This is a genomic window from Streptomyces sp. NPDC050287, from assembly GCF_044459385.1.
In the GTDB taxonomy this organism is placed as follows: Bacteria; Actinomycetota; Actinomycetes; order Streptomycetales; family Streptomycetaceae; genus Streptomyces.
In genome coordinates this window covers 259577-276834 of sequence record NZ_JBITIY010000010.1, presented here as the reverse complement: position 1 = coordinate 276834, position 17258 = coordinate 259577, and the positions used below count along the sequence as shown (strand labels likewise).

Annotated in this window: 17 protein-coding genes; 8 read left to right on the top strand and 9 right to left on the bottom strand. The window is 71.1% G+C overall.

The genetic code is table 11. The features are described from left to right. Positions 1 to 169 precede the first annotated feature (169 nt). Positions 170 to 1180 carry a 5-dehydro-2-deoxygluconokinase gene (iolC, locus tag ACIBK3_RS32390; RefSeq protein WP_399370971.1) on the top strand — a complete coding sequence of 337 codons (1011 nt, stop codon included), beginning with the start codon at positions 170 to 172 and terminating at the stop codon, positions 1178 to 1180. 483 nt (positions 1181 to 1663) lie between these two features. Here iolC and ACIBK3_RS32385 read toward each other — a convergent pair whose 3' ends face one another. Then, positions 1664 to 2650 (bottom strand): aldo/keto reductase, encoded by a 987-nt coding sequence (locus tag ACIBK3_RS32385; protein WP_399370970.1) that lies wholly within the window; start codon positions 2648 to 2650, stop codon positions 1664 to 1666. 80 nt (positions 2651 to 2730) lie between these two features. Continuing rightward, entirely contained in the window at positions 2731 to 3399 is a 669-nt protein-coding gene (locus tag ACIBK3_RS32380) for an NUDIX domain-containing protein (protein ID WP_399370969.1), read from the bottom strand. Positions 3400 to 3548: 149 nt separating this feature from the next. On the opposite strand from ACIBK3_RS32380, the gene ACIBK3_RS32375 reads away from it, so the two are divergent. Then, the gene (locus ACIBK3_RS32375; RefSeq protein WP_399370968.1) at positions 3549 to 4427 is read left to right on the top strand and encodes an SDR family oxidoreductase; all 879 of its coding nucleotides are present in this window, start codon (positions 3549 to 3551) and stop codon (positions 4425 to 4427) included. A 34-nt stretch (positions 4428 to 4461) separates the two neighbouring features. Here ACIBK3_RS32375 and ACIBK3_RS32370 read toward each other — a convergent pair whose 3' ends face one another. Together ACIBK3_RS32370 and ACIBK3_RS32365 are read right to left on the bottom strand one after the other, a co-directional pair. Then, positions 4462 to 5400 carry a carbohydrate kinase family protein gene (locus ACIBK3_RS32370; RefSeq protein WP_399370967.1) on the bottom strand — a complete coding sequence of 313 codons (939 nt, stop codon included), beginning with the start codon at positions 5398 to 5400 and terminating at the stop codon, positions 4462 to 4464. After that, positions 5397 to 6083, bottom strand: coding sequence for a class II aldolase/adducin family protein (locus tag ACIBK3_RS32365; RefSeq protein WP_399370966.1), 687 nt, complete (start codon positions 6081 to 6083; stop codon positions 5397 to 5399). The genes ACIBK3_RS32370 and ACIBK3_RS32365 overlap by 4 nt, the downstream gene beginning before the upstream one ends. Positions 6084 to 6142: 59 nt before the next feature. Here ACIBK3_RS32365 and ACIBK3_RS32360 point away from each other — a divergent pair, with 59 nt between their 5' ends. Then, the gene (locus ACIBK3_RS32360) at positions 6143 to 6799 is read left to right on the top strand and encodes a TetR family transcriptional regulator (RefSeq protein WP_399370965.1); all 657 of its coding nucleotides are present in this window, start codon (positions 6143 to 6145) and stop codon (positions 6797 to 6799) included. A 463-nt stretch (positions 6800 to 7262) separates the two neighbouring features. Here the strand turns inward: ACIBK3_RS32360 and ACIBK3_RS32355 are convergent, their stop codons facing one another. Further along, positions 7263 to 8810 (bottom strand): serine/threonine-protein kinase, encoded by a 1548-nt coding sequence (locus ACIBK3_RS32355; RefSeq protein ID WP_399370964.1) that lies wholly within the window; start codon positions 8808 to 8810, stop codon positions 7263 to 7265. Between the two features lie 412 nt (positions 8811 to 9222). Here ACIBK3_RS32355 and ACIBK3_RS32350 point away from each other — a divergent pair, with 412 nt between their 5' ends. Further along, positions 9223 to 9831, top strand: a complete 609-nt coding sequence (locus ACIBK3_RS32350) for a TetR/AcrR family transcriptional regulator (RefSeq protein WP_399370963.1) — start codon at positions 9223 to 9225, stop codon at positions 9829 to 9831. A gap of 87 nt (positions 9832 to 9918) precedes the next feature. Here ACIBK3_RS32350 and ACIBK3_RS32345 read toward each other — a convergent pair whose 3' ends face one another. Next, positions 9919 to 10605: an SDR family oxidoreductase gene (locus ACIBK3_RS32345; RefSeq protein ID WP_399370962.1), complete on the bottom strand. Its 687-nt coding sequence runs from the start codon at positions 10603 to 10605 to the stop codon at positions 9919 to 9921. Beyond that, a complete protein-coding gene (locus ACIBK3_RS32340; protein ID WP_399370961.1) occupies positions 10602 to 10973 on the bottom strand; it encodes a hypothetical protein in 372 nt (123 codons plus the stop codon). The genes ACIBK3_RS32345 and ACIBK3_RS32340 overlap by 4 nt, the downstream gene beginning before the upstream one ends. A gap of 135 nt (positions 10974 to 11108) precedes the next feature. Here ACIBK3_RS32340 and ACIBK3_RS32335 point away from each other — a divergent pair, with 135 nt between their 5' ends. Beyond that, entirely contained in the window at positions 11109 to 11720 is a 612-nt protein-coding gene (locus tag ACIBK3_RS32335) for a TetR family transcriptional regulator (protein ID WP_399370960.1), read from the top strand. 516 nt (positions 11721 to 12236) lie between these two features. Here ACIBK3_RS32335 and ACIBK3_RS32330 read toward each other — a convergent pair. Then, on the bottom strand, positions 12237 to 13013 hold the full coding sequence (locus ACIBK3_RS32330) for an SGNH/GDSL hydrolase family protein (RefSeq protein ID WP_399370959.1): 777 nt from the start codon (positions 13011 to 13013) through the stop codon (positions 12237 to 12239). A gap of 111 nt (positions 13014 to 13124) precedes the next feature. Between ACIBK3_RS32330 and ACIBK3_RS32325 the strand changes: the two genes are divergently transcribed. The 3 genes from ACIBK3_RS32325 to ACIBK3_RS32315 are packed head-to-tail and all read left to right on the top strand — an operon-like array spanning position 13125 to position 15678. Continuing rightward, positions 13125 to 13799, top strand: a complete 675-nt coding sequence (locus ACIBK3_RS32325; RefSeq protein ID WP_399370958.1) for a response regulator — start codon at positions 13125 to 13127, stop codon at positions 13797 to 13799. After that, on the top strand, positions 13796 to 15208 hold the full coding sequence (locus tag ACIBK3_RS32320; RefSeq protein WP_399370957.1) for a sensor histidine kinase: 1413 nt from the start codon (positions 13796 to 13798) through the stop codon (positions 15206 to 15208). The genes ACIBK3_RS32325 and ACIBK3_RS32320 overlap by 4 nt, the downstream gene beginning before the upstream one ends. After that, positions 15205 to 15678 (top strand): hypothetical protein, encoded by a 474-nt coding sequence (locus ACIBK3_RS32315; protein ID WP_399370956.1) that lies wholly within the window; start codon positions 15205 to 15207, stop codon positions 15676 to 15678. Before ACIBK3_RS32320 ends, ACIBK3_RS32315 begins: the two co-directional genes overlap by 4 nt. 16 nt (positions 15679 to 15694) lie before the next feature. On the opposite strand, the gene ACIBK3_RS32310 is transcribed toward ACIBK3_RS32315, so the two are convergent. Beyond that, positions 15695 to 16915, bottom strand: a complete 1221-nt coding sequence (locus ACIBK3_RS32310; RefSeq protein WP_399370955.1) for an acyltransferase family protein — start codon at positions 16913 to 16915, stop codon at positions 15695 to 15697. Positions 16916 to 17258 lie beyond the last annotated feature (343 nt).

Genomic DNA, 17258 nt, shown 5'->3' with positions numbered 1-17258 from the left:
GATCCAATCCCTTGCCACGCCCGCTGTCAATACTTTGTTAAGACATCATTTCACAAGCAGGTCCGAATGTAAGTACAAAGTATTGACAGTGTCGCCCCTCAAGTCCTACACCTGGGGCAACGGGCCCGCACGGACCCGCCTCCCCAGCCCGGGCAGAGGAGCGTCGCGCATGGACGGATCAGCCCAGCAGTTCGACGTGATCAGTATGGGCCGTATCGGAGTTGATCTCTACCCGCTGCGGCCTGGAGTGCCTCTGGCACGCGTGGAATCCTTCGGCAAGTTCCTCGGGGGCTCCGCGGCGACCGTGGCGGTCGCCGCCGCCCGCCTCGGCCGCCGCGTCGCCGTGATCACCCGCACCGGCGCCGACCCCTTCGGCACCTACCTCCACGACACGCTCACCGAGTCCGGCGTGGACGATCGCTGGGTGACCCCGGTGGACGGCCTGCCGACCCCGGTGACGTTCTGCGAGATGCTCTCCCCGGACGACGTCCCGCTGTACTCCTACCGCCGGCCGAGCGCCCCCGACCTGCAGATCCACACCGACGACCTGGACTACTTCGCCATCCGTGCCGCCCGGATCTTCTGGATCACCGGCACCGGTCTGAGCGAGGAACCGAGCCGGTCGGCCACGCTCGCCGCGCTCAAGGCCCGGGGCAGGGCGGGCACGACCGTCTTCGACCTGGACTGGCGCAAGACGTTCTGGGCGAACCCGGAGGACGCCCGCCCGTACTACGCCGAGGCCCTGCGGCACGCCACCGTCGCCGTCGGCGACCTCGACGGGTGCGAGATCGCCACCGGCGTCCGCGAACCACGCGCGTGCGCCGAGGCGTTGCTCGCGGCGGGCGTCGAACTGGCCGTGGTGAAGCAGGGCCCGAAGGGCGTGCTGGCCATGCGCCGGGACGGCACCACCGCCGAGGTCCCACCGGTACCGGTGGAGGTGGTGGGCGCCCTCGGCGCAGGCGACGCGTTCGGCGGGGCACTGTGCCACGGGCTGCTGTCCAGCTGGGAAACACAGCAGGCCGTGCGGTACGCCAACGCGGCGAGCGCGCTCGTCGCCTCCCGCCTCGACCGCGCCCCCGCGATGCCGACCGCACCCGAGGTCGAGGCCCTGCTCGCGGGCGTGCCCGAGCCGCGCACCGCACAGCACGCGGACATCCCGGCACCGCGCGCGACGGCCTGAGCGGGAGGCCTCGAGTGATCAACACCCTCATCGGTCGATGGCGGGGAGGGTCCGGTCGTGCGGAGCCGGTCGGCTCTCGCGGGCTCGCCGTGGCCGAGCGCGCCGACCGGGCTCACCGCGCCGACGTGTGAGGATTCCGGTCCGGGGTGCTCGGTCGCCCGCCGCTTCGGTCGGGCGGGATGCGGGCATGCCGACGCGCACGCGCGCAGGCGCGCAAGAAGACCGTGATCGACGCCAAGCACGGCATGCTGCGGAGCGCTGGGCGGGTGGGGGCGGGCGGTCCCTTTCTGAGCACCGGCACTCGGATGCCGCTGCGCTCCCGGACCGCTCGAGCACTGGTGCTCCCGACGCCCGCTCAAGCTTCCCTGGGCCTGCTCCTCGGGGAGTCTCCGCGGCCGCCCGCCGGGCCCGTCTCCTGCCCGGCCTGCCCGGCCTGCTTGGCGGCGACAGCGGAGCGCACCGTGCCGACGGCGAGCGGTGTCCTCAGTGCGCCCCGTCCAGCCGTGCCCGCTGGTCGGGGGTCAGTTCCAGTTCCACCGCCGCCAGGTTCTCCTCCAGCTGGACCACCGACGACACCCCGACCAGCGGGATGATCGGCAGTGCGCCGCCCAGCTGCCAGGCCAGGACCACCTGGTTGACGGTCGCGTCGGTGTCCCGGGCCACCTCGCGCAGGGCTGTGAGGCGGGCGGGCGTGCCGGGGTGGTCGTAGCCGGGCAGCAGGGGGCGTTCGGGGTGGGTGTAGGCGCCCTTCAGGAGGGGCGAGTAGGCGACCAGGGTCAGGGCGGGCTCGGCGCGCAGGTAGCTGAGCAGGTCGGGGCCCGCGGCGCCCAGGGTGCCGTCGGGGAAGAGACCGTCGGGGAGGTCGGTGCGGGGGCGGAGGTAGCTGTGCTCGTACTGGAGAACCTCGTAGCCGGGCAGGCCGGCGGCGGTCGCGAGGGCGCGGGCGCGTTCGACCCGCCAGACGGCGTGGTTGCTGACGCCCAGCAGGCCGACCGTGCCCTCCGCGACCAGTGAGGCGAAGCCTTCGACGGTCTCGGCGAGCGGGACGGTGCGGTCCTCGATGTGGGCGTAGAGCAGGTCCAGTTTCTCCACGCCGAGACGCTCGCGGCTGCGCTCCGCCGACTCACGGATCACCTTCGCCGACAGGCCTTCCGGGTTGTCGACGTAGCTCGTGCCGGGGGCCAGGGGACGGGCACCCAGCTTGGTGGCGATGACGATCTCGCCACCGATGCCGCGGCTGCGCCGCCAGCGGCCGAGGAGTTCCTCGCTCTGCCCGCCCTGGCCGCCGTCCTCCCAGAAGGCGTAGTTGTCGGAGGTGTCGATGAAGGTGCCGCCTGCCTCGACATACCGGTCGAGTACGGCGAAGGCGGTCTCCTCGTCGGTCCGGGAACCGAACAGCATCGCGCCGAGCGCGAGCGCGCTCACCTCCCGGCGGTGGGCCGGGTCGGTGCCGATCGTGCGGTACTTCATGGTCGTCCCTCCCGTTCGTGCCCGCACTCGGGGCACGAACGGGAGTCTTCATCTTGAAGCGCGCTCCAAGTCAAGGGACTTCACGTGCGGCGGGCGAACGGGCCCTCCAGCGCCGCCCACTGCAACAGCATGATCGTCTTGGCGTCGGCGATCTCGCCCGTCCGGATCAACTCCAGGGCCCGGCGGAAGGGGAGTTCGAGGATCTCGATGTCCTCGCCCTCCTCGTCCAGGCCGCCTCCTTCGTGAGTGTGGGTCGAGGGGCCGTAGGCGGCGGCGTAGAAGCTGACGCGTTCGGTGACCGAGCCGGGGCTCATGTAGACGTCGAAGACGTGCCGTACCTCGCCGATGGTGTGCCCGGTCTCCTCGACGACCTCGCGGCGTACGGCGATCTCCGGGTGCTCGTCCTCGTCGTCGAGAAGCCCGCCAGGGGTCTCGATCAGCATGCCGTCGGGGTGGCCGTTGACGTACACCGGGAAGCGGAACTGCCGGGTGAGCAGCACCGTTTCGCGGTCGGCGTCGTACAGGAGCATCGTGGCGCCGTTGCCGCGGTCGTGCGTCTCGCGCTGCTGGGTGCTCCAGGTGCCGTCGGCGCGCAGGTAGTCGAAGGTGGTGGCGCGCTCGACGTACCAGTGGCTGGACAGCAGGGTCACGTCCCGCACCCTGACCCGCGGGTTGCCGGTGAGGTCCCGGCCGGTGCGGTCGAGGCCGGTGCGGCCCCGGCGGTCGGGGGTGTCGACGCCGGCGGTCATCGGGGGCCTGCCGGAAGGACGGGGAGGAGCGAGTTGGTCATGCTCGCTTCTACCACTTCCGCTTCCACCACCGCGGACCGGGTACTCGGCGCCTCGCACAGCGAGCCGTGTCCCGCGCGCCCGGGACCAGGACGAAAGGGAGCAACGCCGTGACCGCACCGGAGCACCCCGCCGAGCGTCATCCGCAGCCCGAGTTCCCGTCCCAGGACCAGCCGCATCCCGGCTGGACGGGACCGATGGACCCGCCCCCGGACCACGGCGAGGAGTCCTACCGGGGCAGTGGCCGGCTGGAGGGCCGCAAGGCCGTGATCACCGGGGGTGACTCGGGGATCGGCCGGGCGGTGGCCATCGCGTTCGCCCGGGAGGGCGCCGACGTCCTCTTCACCCATCTGGACGACGAGAAGGACGACGCCCAGGAGACCGCCCGCTGGGTGCGGGACGCGGGGCGGCGTGCGGTGGCCGTGCCCTGTGACATCCGCGAGGAGGGCAACTGCCGGGCGCTGATCGACCGGGCCGTGGAGGAGTTCGGCCGGATCGACGTGCTGGTGAACAACGCGGCGTTCCAGATGTCGCAGCCCGACGGGATCGAGGCCATCTCCACCGAGCAGTTCGACCGGGTGCTGCGGACGAACCTGTACGGCATGTTCTGGCTGTCGAAGTTCGCGCTGCCGCACATCCCGGAGGGCGGCAGCATCGTCAACTCCACGTCCGTGCAGGCGTACAAGCCCAGTCCGCATCTGCTGGACTACGCGATGACGAAGGGTGCCATCGTCACCTTCACCCAGGGGCTGGCCCAGATGCTGGCCGAGCGGGGTGTGCGCGTCAACGCGGTCGCGCCGGGCCCGGTGTGGACCCCGCTGATCCCCGCGACCATGCCGGACACCGTGGAGTTCGGGAAGCAGGCCCCGCTGGGCCGCCCGGCCCAGCCCGCCGAGATGGCCCCGGCGTACGTCTTCCTGGCGTCTCAGGAGGCGTCCTTCATCACCGCGGAGATCGTCAACGCGACGGGCGGCACGCCGTTGCCGTAGCGGTGGGCCGGGACCCAGGCGTCGACCGGGCTGATCAGGTGCGCGGCTTGCGGGTCGCGGCGAACTCGTCGGCGACCGTGAGGTCGAAGTCCCCGTGGTCGCTGCCGAGGCCCTGCGCCACCAGTGCCGCCGCCGCGCAGCCGAGGACGGCGGCCTCGCGCGGGGTACGGTCCAGGCTCACGCCGCGCAGGTAGCCGGCGGAGAACGCGTCACCGCACCCGGTCGTGTCGACGACGTCGATCGCGAAGGCCGGGACCGTTTCGGTGCCCTCGGCGGTGACCAGGAGTGCGCCGTCGGCGCCGCGCGTGACCGCGACCACGCCGACACCGGCGGCCCGGAGTTTCTCCGCACCGGTCAGCAGGTCGTCCGCACCGGTGAAGCCGAGGAGCTGGTCGTCGTTGGGGAGCAGGTGGTCGACGTACGGCAGCGCCTCCTCGATCTGGTCGAAGCTGCCGAGCACACCGGGCGCCAGGAGGTCCATGGAGGTCACCACGCCGTGCTCCTTGGCGTACGACAGGATGCGCGCGGCCACGTCGACGCCGATCAGTTCCGGGCCGCCGAGGTGCAGATGGGTGGCCTCGGCGAGAGCGTCCCAGGGCACGTCGTCGAGGCCGTAGGTGACGTTGGCGCCGAGCAGGTGCAGGGAGGGCCGGTCGCCGTTGGGGCGGATGGGCAGGACGCTCGCGGAGGTGGAGGTGTCGAAGCGGCGGACCAGCAACCCGGTGTCGATTCCCGCCCGGTTCAGCAGTTGCACCAGCAGGTCACCGGTGGGGTCGGTCCCGATCGCGCCGGCGGTGCGGACGGACGCGCCGAGCTTGGCCAGGGTGAGCGCGGTGCCGCCGGCGGTTCCGGCGGCGGTCATCCTGATGTCGTCGACCAGCGTCGCGCCCTGGCCCTCGGGTATCGCCTCCACCGGCCGTACCAGTACGTCCAGTACGTGCACGCCCATCGTGACGACCTGCTGCGCCTTCATCGGGTTCCCTTCTGCACGGGTGGTACGGGTTGGGTGGTGCCGTAGTTCCGGGCGACGGCGGCCTCGATCACCGCGAGCTGCTGCCGCTCGTCGAGGACGCGGGGCGGTCCGAGCGCGGCCGCGCGCTGGTAGACACCGCAGGCCCACTCCAGCAGCAGCGCGTGCTCGACCGCCTTGTCGAGGGTCGGCGCGTGGGTGAGGGCGCCGTGGTTGGCCATCAGGACGGCACTGCGGCCGTCGAGCGCGGTGAGCACCGACTCGGCGAGTTCCGGGGTGCCGAAGGTGGCGTACGGTGCCACCCGTACGGTGCCGCCGAGTGTGAGCAACTGGTAGTGGACACACGGGAGTTCGGCGAGCACGCAGGAAAGGGCGGTGGCCATGGGGGCGTGGGTGTGGACGACCGCGCCGGCGCCGTGGCGGTGGTAGACGCCGAGGTGCAGATCCAGCTCCGAGGTCGGCCGCAGGGTGCCTGCCACGACCTTGCCGTCGAGGTCCACGACGCTCACCTGGTCCGGGGTCAGCGCGGCGAGCACCGCGCCGGTGGCGGTGATCGCGACCCGCTCGCCCACCCGCACGCTGACGTTCCCCGCCGTCCCGATGAGCAGGCCCTCGGCTCCCAGACGGCGGCAGGCGTCCGCCACGGCGGCCCGCTCCTCGCTCAGTTCCGAGCTTGAGTCGGTCATGCGCGCGACGGTAACGTAAACCTGAAACAATGTCACGTTCACCTTTGGAGGTTGTTCGCGTGAGCGAGCCCACCGCGGGCCTCGACCGGGCGGCCGGTCTCGCCTCCCTCCGGCGTACGCCCCAGCAGGCGCGCAGCAGGGCCCGCCTGGCCCGGGTCCTGGAGACCGCCGAGCGCGTCCTGATCGACGAGGGGACGGGGGCGCTCACCACGACCCGGATCGCGGCGGAGGCGAAGGTGTCGGTGGGGTCGCTGTACCAGTACCTTCCCGACCGCGGCGCGATCATCGAGGCGCTCGCGGCGGGCTACTTCGCCAAGCTCGAAGCCACGATGGACACCCTGGTCGAGGCCGCGACGGTGGAGCGCTGGGAGGACCCGGTCGGTGTCCTCGTCGACGCCTATGCCGAGATCTACCGCACCGAACACGGCTTCCGGGCCCTCTGGTTCGGCAGCGGCCTGACCGAGCGGACCCGGGCCGCCGACCGCGCCCACAAGCGCCGGATGGCCGACGGGATCCGCCGCGTCCTGCTCGCCCTCGACGTCCCCCTGCCGCGCGACGACGAGGCGCTCGCCCGGGCCTGTCACGCCGCGGTCCTCGCCGCCGACGCCCTCGCCCAGGAGGCGTTCCGCCGCGACCCACAGGGCGACACGGCTCTGCTCGACGAGGCGAAGACCATGCTGCGGGGCTATCTGACGGCCCTCACAGCGCGGTCCTGACGTCGGTGCGGGCACCGCACGCCCGGGCTGGAGCCGGCTGTGCCGGCCGGCGCGCGGGCGCCGACCCCGGGTCCGGGGGTGAGCAACGCGGCCGGCGGGGCCGCCGGACTTCGCGAAGCGTCGGACCCACCACCGGGGCGGCACGGTCGGTCAAGAGTGGTTCGCGGGTATCGGGGACCGAGTTGGTCCGTGATGGCGCCTCCGGTGCCGGGCGACCGCGTCCTCTTCGGCGCAGCGGACAGTGCGGCAGGCGACGCCGGCCGTTGCGTGAGGTGTCGCCGAAGGCGAGGCGTGGCGGTATCCGTGCCGGGCGCGGAGCCCAGGCGGTCGGCGCCGGCGAGGCAGACGACGTAGGCGAGTCCTCCTGGGGATTTCTGTCCCGGGGCCGACCTCTGCGGCGGAAGAACTCAGCCGGACAGCAGCGGGGCATCACGGCCTTCGCAGCTGCTGGAGCAGCCGCCTGTCACGGTTGGTGCGTGACGCTCACCCGCACGGTCAGTGCGCCCCTGTTGTCCTGGGAGCAGGGGCCCGCGGCGTCGTTGATGCTCAGGTGCAGGGTTCCGGTCTCGGCGGCCCGGAAGGTCAGTTTCCGTCCGACGGTGTGGAGGGGGGCCTTCGGCTGAGCGGTGAGGCGTGCCAGCAGCGCGCCGAATCTGGCCGCGGGCTTGACCTTGCAGCTCTTCGCCCCGTCGAGGGACCTGTCGGTGTTCGCGTCGTAACCGGCCGGCCCGGTCAGGGGCTTGCTCCGGTAGTCGACCGTCCACTCACCCGACACGAACTGTACGGTGACCCGGTCTCCTCGCTGGACGGCTGCTCCGGTCACCTTTTGCCAGCCGGTCGTGGACCGGACGACCTGACTGGTGGTCGTCGTCTTCGGGTCCTCGTTGGGCGGCAGTACCCCGGTGAGGAAGAGAGCGCCCACGGCTCCCGCTGCCAGCACCATGGCAGATGCCAGTGCCCACCACAGTCCCTTCCCGCCCCTCGGGCGGGACGGCTGCCGGTGCGCGGGCTTGAGTGACGTGGTGTGCCGTGCCGTCGGCGCGGCCTCCCCCGTCGGGACGACCTGGCCGCTGGTCACGGTTTCCGCGTCGGCCAACGGGTCCGAGGGCCGCGACACGCGCACGGTCGGCGTCGGCAGCGGCCCGGCATCCGCCTCCCCCGCCGCGACGCGCCGCAGCGCGGAACGCACGCCGGCCGGCGAAGGGCGCTCGTCCGGAGCCTTGCGCAGCAGCGCATCGACGACCGGCCGCAACGGGCCCAGCGGTTGCGGAAGGACGGGTTCCTCGTACGCCACCGCGTGCAGCGTCGCGGGCCGTGCCGGTCTGCGGAACGGGGACTGACCGCCGCAGACCGTGGCGAGGGTCGCCCCCAGGGACCAGAGATCGGAGGCCGGGCCGACCTCCGATCCCATGACCCGTTCGGGAGCCATGTACTCGAGGGAACCGACCAGTTCGCCGGTGGTCGTCAGGAACTCGCCGTCGTCCAGGGCGGCGATGCCGAAGTCGGTGAGGACGGCGGTGTCGTCGCCGCGCAGCAGCACGTTGGCGGGTTTGACGTCACGGTGCAGGGTGCCGGCCGCGTGCACGGCCTCCAGCGCGTCGAGCAACTGCAGACCCAGGACGGCGGTGTGCTGCGGGGTCAGCGGTCCGGACTCGGCGACCCGGTCCGCCAGCGAGGGCCCTTCGACGAGTTCCATCACGATCCACAGCCGGTCCTCGGACTCGACCAGATCGTGGACGCCGACCACGTGCGGGTGCGGCACCCGGGCGACGGCCCGCGCCTCACGGATCGCACGGCGCAGGCGGATACGGTGCTCCTCGTCGCCGTGGGTGAGGATGTGCAGTTCCTTGACGGCGACCGGGCGGTCCAGCAACTCGTCGTGGGCGCGCCAGACCGTGCCCATGCCGCCCCTGCCGAGGACAGCGCGGAGCAGATACCGACCGGCGATCAGCCGTTCCGAGCCGCGTGCCGCACGCGTCGCCGCCTGGTGATCGCCGTCTTCGGATATCACGTGCTCTCACGTTTCCTTCCCGGTGGACTGGGCGCCCGCCGGTCGTCACTGGTTCAGTGGCCGCCGACTCTATGGCCGTTCGGCCGTCGTTCGCTCGAACGGGGCCGAGCATAGCGGAGCACGTGTTTTGTCATATGCGAACAACTGCCGTCCATGAAAGGAGCTTTGGTGGCCTTACGACCTCACGGCTGGTCTCTTCCGCCGGGTTCCGGCTGCCTGCCCCGCCCGACGCCACTACGGCGTCACATCCTTCGCGAAAGCCGACTCTCGCAAGATAAGGAAGTCGGCCCTCTTCTTGCAAGTGAACTCTCGTAACGAGGGCCCGATGCTAGGATGTCGACGATTCTCGCAGCGGGAGGACGAGAACGAGGACGAGAACAACCGGGAACAAGGGACCAGGAGGAGTCGCACCATGACGGCGCAGGCGGGCACCGGCCGCACCAACCAGAAGCAGCGCACGCGGACGGCGATCCTGGCTGCCGCCCGGGAACTCATCGGCACGGGCGCCGAGGTGACCATGCCCGCGATCGCCCGCGCCGCCCTGGTCTCCGAGGCCACCGCCTACCGGTACTTCCCCGACCTCCCGTCACTGATCAGCGAGGCCCTGGCCGGCGTCTGGCCGCCCCCCGCCGAGGCCCTCGCACCGGTCGCGGACTCCACCGACCCCGTCGAACGCATCGCTTTCGCCTGCGAGTTCCTGCTCCGCGGCATCCTCGCCCGGCAGGGCTCGGTACGCGCGATGATCGCTGCCACCATCACCCGGCCGGAGACGGTGCCCACACGACCGGGCATTCGCTTCGGACTCATCGACCATGCGCTCCTCCCCCTCGAGGACACTCTCGGCGCCACGGACCCGGACGCGTTCGCCCAGCTCAAGCGGGACCTGGCGGTGGTCGTGAGCGCCGAGGCGCTGTTCACCCTCACCGATCTGTGCGGGCTCGCTCCGGAGGAGGCCGTCACCAGCGCCGTACGGACCGCGACCACCCTGACCCGGGCCGCCGCAGCGCGCTCCCTCACGTAACCGCCGAGCTCGTCCGCGGCGGCCGGACCGGACCGGCCCCTCGCGAGGAGGAGGTCGGTCCGGGCGGCCCCCCGTGGTGTCGTGGGTTCAGGTGACCAGCAGGCCGCCGTCCATGTGCAGGTCGTGGGCGTTGATACCGGTGTTGCGGAGCAGGAAGTCGGTGGCGTCGGCGATCTCGGCCATCGTCACCAGCCGTCCGATCGGGGTCTGAGCCGAGTGGGGTGGGTCGGGAACGTCGCGCCACTTGGGGCTGTCACCGATCAGACCCGGGTGCAGGGCGTTGACGCGGTGCGGGGCCATCTCCACCGCGAGGGTCTTCACCAGGCCGGAGATTCCGGCGTTGAAGGTGGTGACGACCGTCGAGCCGGGGTACGGGCGTTCTTTGGCGAGCCCGCCGAAGAGCACGACGGAGGCACCCGGGTTGAACCGGTCACGCAGCACGCGGACGGTTTCGGCGTAGCCGACGAGTTTCATGGTCACGGCCGCTACGGCGTCCGTGATGTCGAACCGCGCCAGCGTGTTCGCGGCCTGTCCGACGGCCGTGATGACGACGTTGTCGACGTCCGTCACACCGGCCAGCGAGGCGCTGATCGTTTCCGGCCGGCCAAGGTCCAGGGCCAGCCCTCGGGTGCCGGCACCGATCCGGGCGGCGGTGGCCTCCGCCCGCGCCTTGTCCCTGCTGGTGATGGTGACGGCGTCGCCGCGATCGGCGAAGTGCTGGGCGATCACGCCGCCCAGGCCGCCGCTGCCGCCGACGATGAGCGTGCTGGTCATGCCGTGACCGTCCTTGCGTCGTGGGTTGTCCGGAGGTTGCTCAGGGTGGTGCGGGCCTGCTCACGCATGGCCGGGACGAGCGGAAGAACGGCGTGCGGCAGGTTCGCCGCGACCGCCTCGAGCTCGGCGGGCGTGCCCACCTGCTCGAAGAAGCCGATGTGGAGGTGGGCACCCATCGGGGGAGCCGAGGCGATCACCGCACGGGAGAACTCCGTCCAGGCCTGGTAGTCACGCAGTTCAGCCGGCCCGTCCGGCGGCGCGGTGTCGCGCTGCGCGGCGTCGGCGAGCAGGGGCGTCGCGGCCCGGTGCATCTTGTGCAGCAGGCGGGTCTCGGCGATCGCCGCGGACTCCGGCGGATTCGTGCTCACCAACACAGACTCCATCTCTCCCAGGGATCCCGAGAAACTTAATGGCCACTTGGATATTAAGAGTAACAGTGCCCGCCGGGACTCCGACGAGGACCTCGACGACCGGCACTACAGTGATCACATGAAGGAGTCGCCATGAACGACCGGGAGACGCCCGAGGAGCCGCCGCGCAAGCGCCGGCGGGACCCGGAGGGGCACCGGGCAGCCATCCTGGAGGCGGCCCGCCACACCTTCGCCGAGCGCGGTTACGCCCGCACCACCCTCCGTGAGATCGCCGGCCGGGCCGGTGTCACCCACGGCCTGATCTCACGTCAGTTCTCGTCCAAGGAACGGCTCTTCCTCGCGGCGGTACCAGGCAACCGCGACCTGGAGCGGGTAGCGGCCGGAGACCGGGCGACGCTGCCCGACCGGATCGCCCACGCCTTCGTCCAGCGGATGGAGACCGACGCCGTCCACGACCCCCTCATCGCCCTCGTGCGCAGCGCCGCGTCCGACGAACGCGCCGCCGCTCACCTCCTGGTCGCGATGCAGGAGCACAGCGCCGCCGTCTACCGGTCCGTGCTCTGCGCCGGCGCCCCGGCAGCGGCCGGCGACGACCTGGACACCCGGGTCGCACTCGTGGGGTCACACATGATCGGCGTGGCTTTCAGCCGGTACATCGCACGAACCGAACCACTCGCCTCGATGCCACCCGAGCAACTCACCGAACATCTCACCCGGATGCTGCGGCACATCCTCCTTGACTGATACGGCAGTTGTAGACAGCCGTTGGTGAACCTTTCTGATCATGGTGTGGTGTCGGCGGGCGCGTGCCGGCGGCGGTGGCAGAGGCGGGCGCGGTGTTGATGTCGTCGGCGCCAGGTGGACCACCACAGCAGGTGGTCGCGGTCTCGTCCGGGCGGCGGAAGGATCAAGGCCCGCGGCAGGCGGAGGAGTTCGTGGCTGCTGAGGGGACGGGTCGGCCTCGCAGGGATCGTCGCGGGTGGCCTGTGCGGTGCGTTCGAGGGCGGCTGCGGTGGCCAGGAACGCGTAGGCGACCAGGGCGATCACGCTCCAGCGGGGCCGGACACTCTTCACCGACCGCGTACGACCGGCGTCCAAATCGCGCCGCAGTCCCGTCGCAGCGACCGGGTGGATATCCGGGCCGTCGCGGGCTCCCGGCCGACCCGGGGCCGTACACGAGCCGGATGATCAAAGGCTGATTCTTCATCCGGCGGTCCCGGGTCCCGAGCCAGAACACGCTCCGGCATCCTGCCTGTGCGGTCAGCAGCCTTTGAAGTGCTGGTCCGCGGACCAGCCGGTGTTGGCCCAGGCCTGCGCATTCGGAGGGGTGAAGCCGGGGAACTGCTTCGCCAACTGGGCGAGCAGCCAGTCGGTGAAGCGGGCGGCACCCTGCGGGCAGGTGTGGATGCCATCGGCGCTGCGGTCGGCCCGGCCATCCTTGACGCGCTGGTAGGTACTTCCCCACACCGCACCGGAGTCGAGCATGCTCGCCCTGCCGGAGGAACCCGCTGCGACCGCTCGGGCGACGCCAGGGGCGCGGTCCAGGTCGGTCATGTGCGGCCGGTAGAAGTCGTCGGGCTTGATCGGTGGCGCGGTGACGAAGACCAGTTTCGCGCCGGTGCCGGTCACCGTGGTCAGCAGCTTTTCGTAGGCGGCCCGCTGCTCCTTTCGGCTGCCCCAGTCGTAGGTGGTGAGCTGGTAGACGACCACGGTGGGTTCGGCAGAGGTGATCTTCTTGGGCAGCGTCTTCCAGTTCTTGTCGGAGAACGGTCCGACGACGTTCCCGCCGCCGTCGGAGGCGATTGACTGGAACCCGACGCCGCCGGCCTTGAACGCGGCGGCCAGGGGCAGCGCCTCGCCCACCGCGACGGAGTCGCCCATGAAGAGCACCTCGGACAGGCCCGGCCCGGCGGACTGCCCCCCTCCGGCTGACACGTCGGACGCCGGCCGGCCGGAACCGGTGGACTGGCCGGAACAGGCGGCGGTCATCAGGAGCAGACCGGTCAGGCCGAAGAAGAGATTTCGTGTCTTGGTCATGGCCTCGACGGTGCCGCCGCTGTGTCCCGTCGCTTCCGCCGTCATGTCGCGGTTGTGTCGCAGAGACCGCCACCACCGACGGCCGGTCCGGGCACTGCCGATACTGCAAGGGTGGCGGAGATTCTTATCATCGAGGACGATCCTTTGGTCCGGCGCGGGCTCCAACTCGCGCTCGGTCGACATGGCCATGATGTCCGCACGGCGGACACCGGCGAGGACGGGCTGCATGACTTGCACACGTCCGTACCGGACCTGGTGGTGCTCGACCTGATGCTGCCGGGCATCGACGGATTCGAAGTGTGCCGTCGTATCCGGGCGGCATGCGAAACACCCGTGATCATGCTCACCGCGCGTGGCGACGACTTCGACGTCGTGAGCGGTCTGGCGGCGGGCGCGGACGACTACGTCGTCAAGCCGGCCCAGCCCACCGTGCTCGACGCGCGGATCCGCGCTGTGCTGCGCCGCGCCCCCGGCACACCCGACGACCTACGGGTCCACCGCGACCTGCACATCGACACCATGACGCTGACGGTGTCGTTGCACGGCACGCCGGTGATGCTGACACCGACCGAGCTGCGGCTGCTGCTGACCCTGTCCCGGACTCCCGGCCGGGTGTTCAGCCGACAGCAACTGCTGCAGGAGGTGTGGGAGCACGACTACCTCGGTGACTCCCGGCTGGTCGACAACTGCGTACAGCGGCTGCGGGCGAAGATCGAGGCCGATCCTGCGACCCCCGAGTACGTGCAGACCGTACGCGGGTTCGGCTACCGGTTCGGACCGGTATGAACCGACGGCTGTGGCCACGCGGGCTACGTGCCCGGCAGCTGATCGCCTTCACGCTGGTGACCGTGCTCGGTGCCGCCGCGGCGGCCTGGTCGAGTGCCAGAACAGCAAGCACCGCGCTGGTCACCTCGACTCAGGCACGGCTCACCGAGACCATCGTCAGCCAGATCGGCGCGACCACTCCCCAGCTGGCCTATCCGCCGGACCAGGGTTCACTGGACCGGCTGCGCGCGGCCGTCGGCGCGAACACCCTGGTGACCTACCGGAACCTGAGCTCCGTGGACGGCGGCGCCGGCGAACTGGTCACCGATACGCTGCGCGACGCCGTGCGCACCCGGAAACGGCTCGTCACACAGCGCATCATTGCCCGCGGCAGGCCGTGGCTCCTGGTCGGCACGCCCGTCACGATCACGGCGACGGACGGTACCCGCACCCCGTCGGGCATCGAGGTGTACAGCGTGCGCGACCTGACCGGTGTCGAGGAGCAGATCGACGGTCTCGCCAGGTCCGCGGCCGGCACGGCCGCCTTGGCGCTGCCTCCGGCGCTGCTGCTGGCGCTGTTGGCCGCGGGCAGCGTGCTGCGCCCGGTGCGTGAACTGCGCGACACCGCACGCAGGTTGGCCGCGGGCGACCTCGAGGCGCGGTCGCCGCCCCAGGGCGCCGACGAATTGGCCGAACTGACCGTCACCATCAACGAGATGGCGGAGTCGGTGCAGACGTCGATGGCGGCGATGCGGCGGATGCAGGCCGACGCGAGGAGATTCGCCGCCGATGTCTCGCATGAACTGCGCACCCCGCTGAGCACGCTGACGGCGGTGGTGGAGGTGCTGGCCACCACGGCCGACGGGATGGAGGCGGACGCCCGGGAGTCCGCGCAGTTGGCGATCACCGAAACCCACCGGCTGGTCCGGCTCGTCGAGGAACTGATGGAGGTGTCCCGCTTCGACGCCGGCACCGCCCAGCTGCGGGTGGAAGAGGTCGAAGTGGCCGGTGCCGTACGGGACTGCCTGCGCGCCCGGGACTGGCTGGACCGGGTCGAACTGGTGGCACCGCACGGGATCCTGCCGCGGGTGGACCGGCGTCGACTGGACGTCATCGTGGCCAACCTGGTCGGCAACGCACTGCGGCACGGCGAACCGCCGGTGCGCGTGCACGTCCAGGCCTCCCCCGAGCATGTGTGGATCGAGGTCACCGACAGCGGACCGGGCCTGCCCGAGCACGTGTTGCCGTACGTGTTCGACCGCTTCTACAAGGTCGACGCCGCTCGCACCCGTACTCCGGGCAGTGGGCTCGGGCTGGCGATCGCGCAGGAGAACGCCCGTCTGCACGGCGGCGGCCTCACTGCGGGCAACGCCGAAGGAGGCGGTGCGCGATTCGTGTTGTGGCTGCCGCGGGACGTGGAGGAGCTGTGAAGCGGATCTGGTGGGCGGTGGCCACTGCGCTGCTCGCGGGCTGTGGAGTCCAGCCCTCCAGGGTGGCCGACGGGGGTGAGCCCCCGACCGGCCTGGCGCGCGGGACGACGCTGTACTTCGTCGACGCGCACGACGAACTGCGGCCGCGGCTGCGGCGAACCGGCCGCCTGGGCACGATCTCCGAGGCGCTGGCACTGCTGTTTTCCGGGCCCGGCGACTCGGGCCTGCGCACGGAGATCGCGTCGGACGCGACGACTCGGACCGTGGTGACCACCGCACCGGGGGTGATGCAGCTCATGGTGCCGATCACGATCCACGATGTGACCCCGCTGGGCATCGACCAGATCGTGTGCACGGCTCTCGGCGTCCATGTGCAGGGCGGCGGGTCGAAGAGCATGAAGGTACGGGTCAGCTTCATACAGCCCACCCCGGAGTCGGACGAGCGGCGGACCTGCCCACTGATCAGATGACGAGGTGGGCAGGTGATCAGCGCAGTTTGGTGATGTCGATGGTGGGCGGGGCCGGGGCGGGCAGCGCGAGCCACAGCATGGTGAGGCCGGCCATGAGCGCTGCGAACGCGAGCAACCCGCCACGCCCCCTGGCCCATTCGGCGCGGAACCGGATCGGGTCTTCGACCAGGTACTTCGACAGCGCGGCCAGACCGATCGACACGGCGCACACCACGAGCGTCCAGGACCACCCGCCGAGTCCCGTCCGCTGCGGGGAGAGCAGTACGAAGACGGGCCAGTGCCACAGGTACAGGCTGTAGGAGATCAGTCCCAGCCACCGCAGTGGCAGCCGGGCGAGGACTGTGGCGACCGGCCCCCGCGGAGCCCGCACGACCAGCCCGACCAGCAGCGCGGCGGCCAGCGAGTGCGCGAACAGTCCGCCGGTGAACAGCCCTGACGAGTCCACGCCGTCCACGAGGAACCACATCGCGCCGATCCCGGCCGCCAACAGCACCGACACCGCACCCGCCCATCGGCCGGCCGCACGCGCCGGCAGCGCACGCACTGGTGGGGTGGCGATCACGGCGCCCAGCAGCAGCGAGAATGCCCGGGTGTCGGTGCCGGTGTAGACCCGGGTCGGGTCCGCCGGGTCGACGAGAGCGACCATCAGCACCAGCGACACGGCGGAGGCCACCGCCGCTGTCACCGCGACCCGGCGGCCCACATCCGTCCGCTGCCCGCACCGGGCGACGATCAGCACGATCACCGGCCACACCAGGTAGAACTGTTCCTCGACCGCGATGCTCCACAAGTGCTCGAACACCCGGTCCGGGCCGAATCGGTCCCAGTAGCTGGCCGACTCCGCAAGCAGATGCCAGTTGACCAGGTTCAACTGCACCCACGGACCGTCCGCGAGCGTGGTCCGCACGATGTCCGGTGGCCCCACCGCCCAGACCAGCACAGTGACAGAAGCGAGCATGGTCACCAGCGCGGGCAGCAGACGCCGGATCCGCCGCCCCCAGAAGGCGCCCAGCGACAGGGCTCCGGTCGCTTCGATCTCCCGCAGCAGCAGGTCGGTGATGAGGTAACCGGACAGGGCGAAGAAGAGATCCACCCCGAGGAAACCACCGGAAAGGTGGCCCGTGTGGAACAGCAGAACGCCGAGGATCGCGATGCCGCGCAACCCGTCCAATGCGGGCACATACGGCCGGCGCCCGGCGGTCGACGAGGCGGCTCTGGGCAGCTGAATGTGCGTCATGGAGCCGACTGTGCTGTGCCCGCGTCGAATCGACGTCCCAGTCGGGTCGCAGTCATGTCGTAGCAGACTTGCGGGTCCGCCTACCGGCACCGCTACACCCGCCCCGTGTCCTACTACCGCTGCTTCGCCCCCGGGCCGGTGACTCTGGCTCGGCTGGTGTCACGTAACTGATCCCGCAGAGCCCACAGAGACCGCCCCGAGAGGATCGGCCGGAGCCCGTGCTCAGGGTGGTCCGAGTCTTCTTCTCGCCACCACCGGACGAGTGGACGAGACGCGCGTCGCACGCAACTCTGACGGAGCAGGTCTCGACCGAAGGAAAACTTGCCGAACAGGTCGGATTCCG

Coding starts and splice junctions, on each gene's coding strand:
- iolC (WP_399370971.1), top strand. CDS start 170: ATGGACGGATCAGCCCAGCAGTTCGACGTGATCAGTATGGGCCGTATC.
- ACIBK3_RS32385 (WP_399370970.1), bottom strand. CDS start 2,650: ATGAAGTACCGCACGATCGGCACCGACCCGGCCCACCGCCGGGAGGTG.
- ACIBK3_RS32380 (WP_399370969.1), bottom strand. CDS start 3,399: ATGACCGCCGGCGTCGACACCCCCGACCGCCGGGGCCGCACCGGCCTC.
- ACIBK3_RS32370 (WP_399370967.1), bottom strand. CDS start 5,400: ATGAAGGCGCAGCAGGTCGTCACGATGGGCGTGCACGTACTGGACGTA.
- ACIBK3_RS32365 (WP_399370966.1), bottom strand. CDS start 6,083: ATGACCGACTCAAGCTCGGAACTGAGCGAGGAGCGGGCCGCCGTGGCG.
- ACIBK3_RS32350 (WP_399370963.1), top strand. CDS start 9,223: ATGACGGCGCAGGCGGGCACCGGCCGCACCAACCAGAAGCAGCGCACG.
- ACIBK3_RS32345 (WP_399370962.1), bottom strand. CDS start 10,605: ATGACCAGCACGCTCATCGTCGGCGGCAGCGGCGGCCTGGGCGGCGTG.
- ACIBK3_RS32335 (WP_399370960.1), top strand. CDS start 11,109: ATGAACGACCGGGAGACGCCCGAGGAGCCGCCGCGCAAGCGCCGGCGG.
- ACIBK3_RS32330 (WP_399370959.1), bottom strand. CDS start 13,013: ATGACCAAGACACGAAATCTCTTCTTCGGCCTGACCGGTCTGCTCCTG.
- ACIBK3_RS32320 (WP_399370957.1), top strand. CDS start 13,796: ATGAACCGACGGCTGTGGCCACGCGGGCTACGTGCCCGGCAGCTGATC.
- ACIBK3_RS32310 (WP_399370955.1), bottom strand. CDS start 16,915: ATGACGCACATTCAGCTGCCCAGAGCCGCCTCGTCGACCGCCGGGCGC.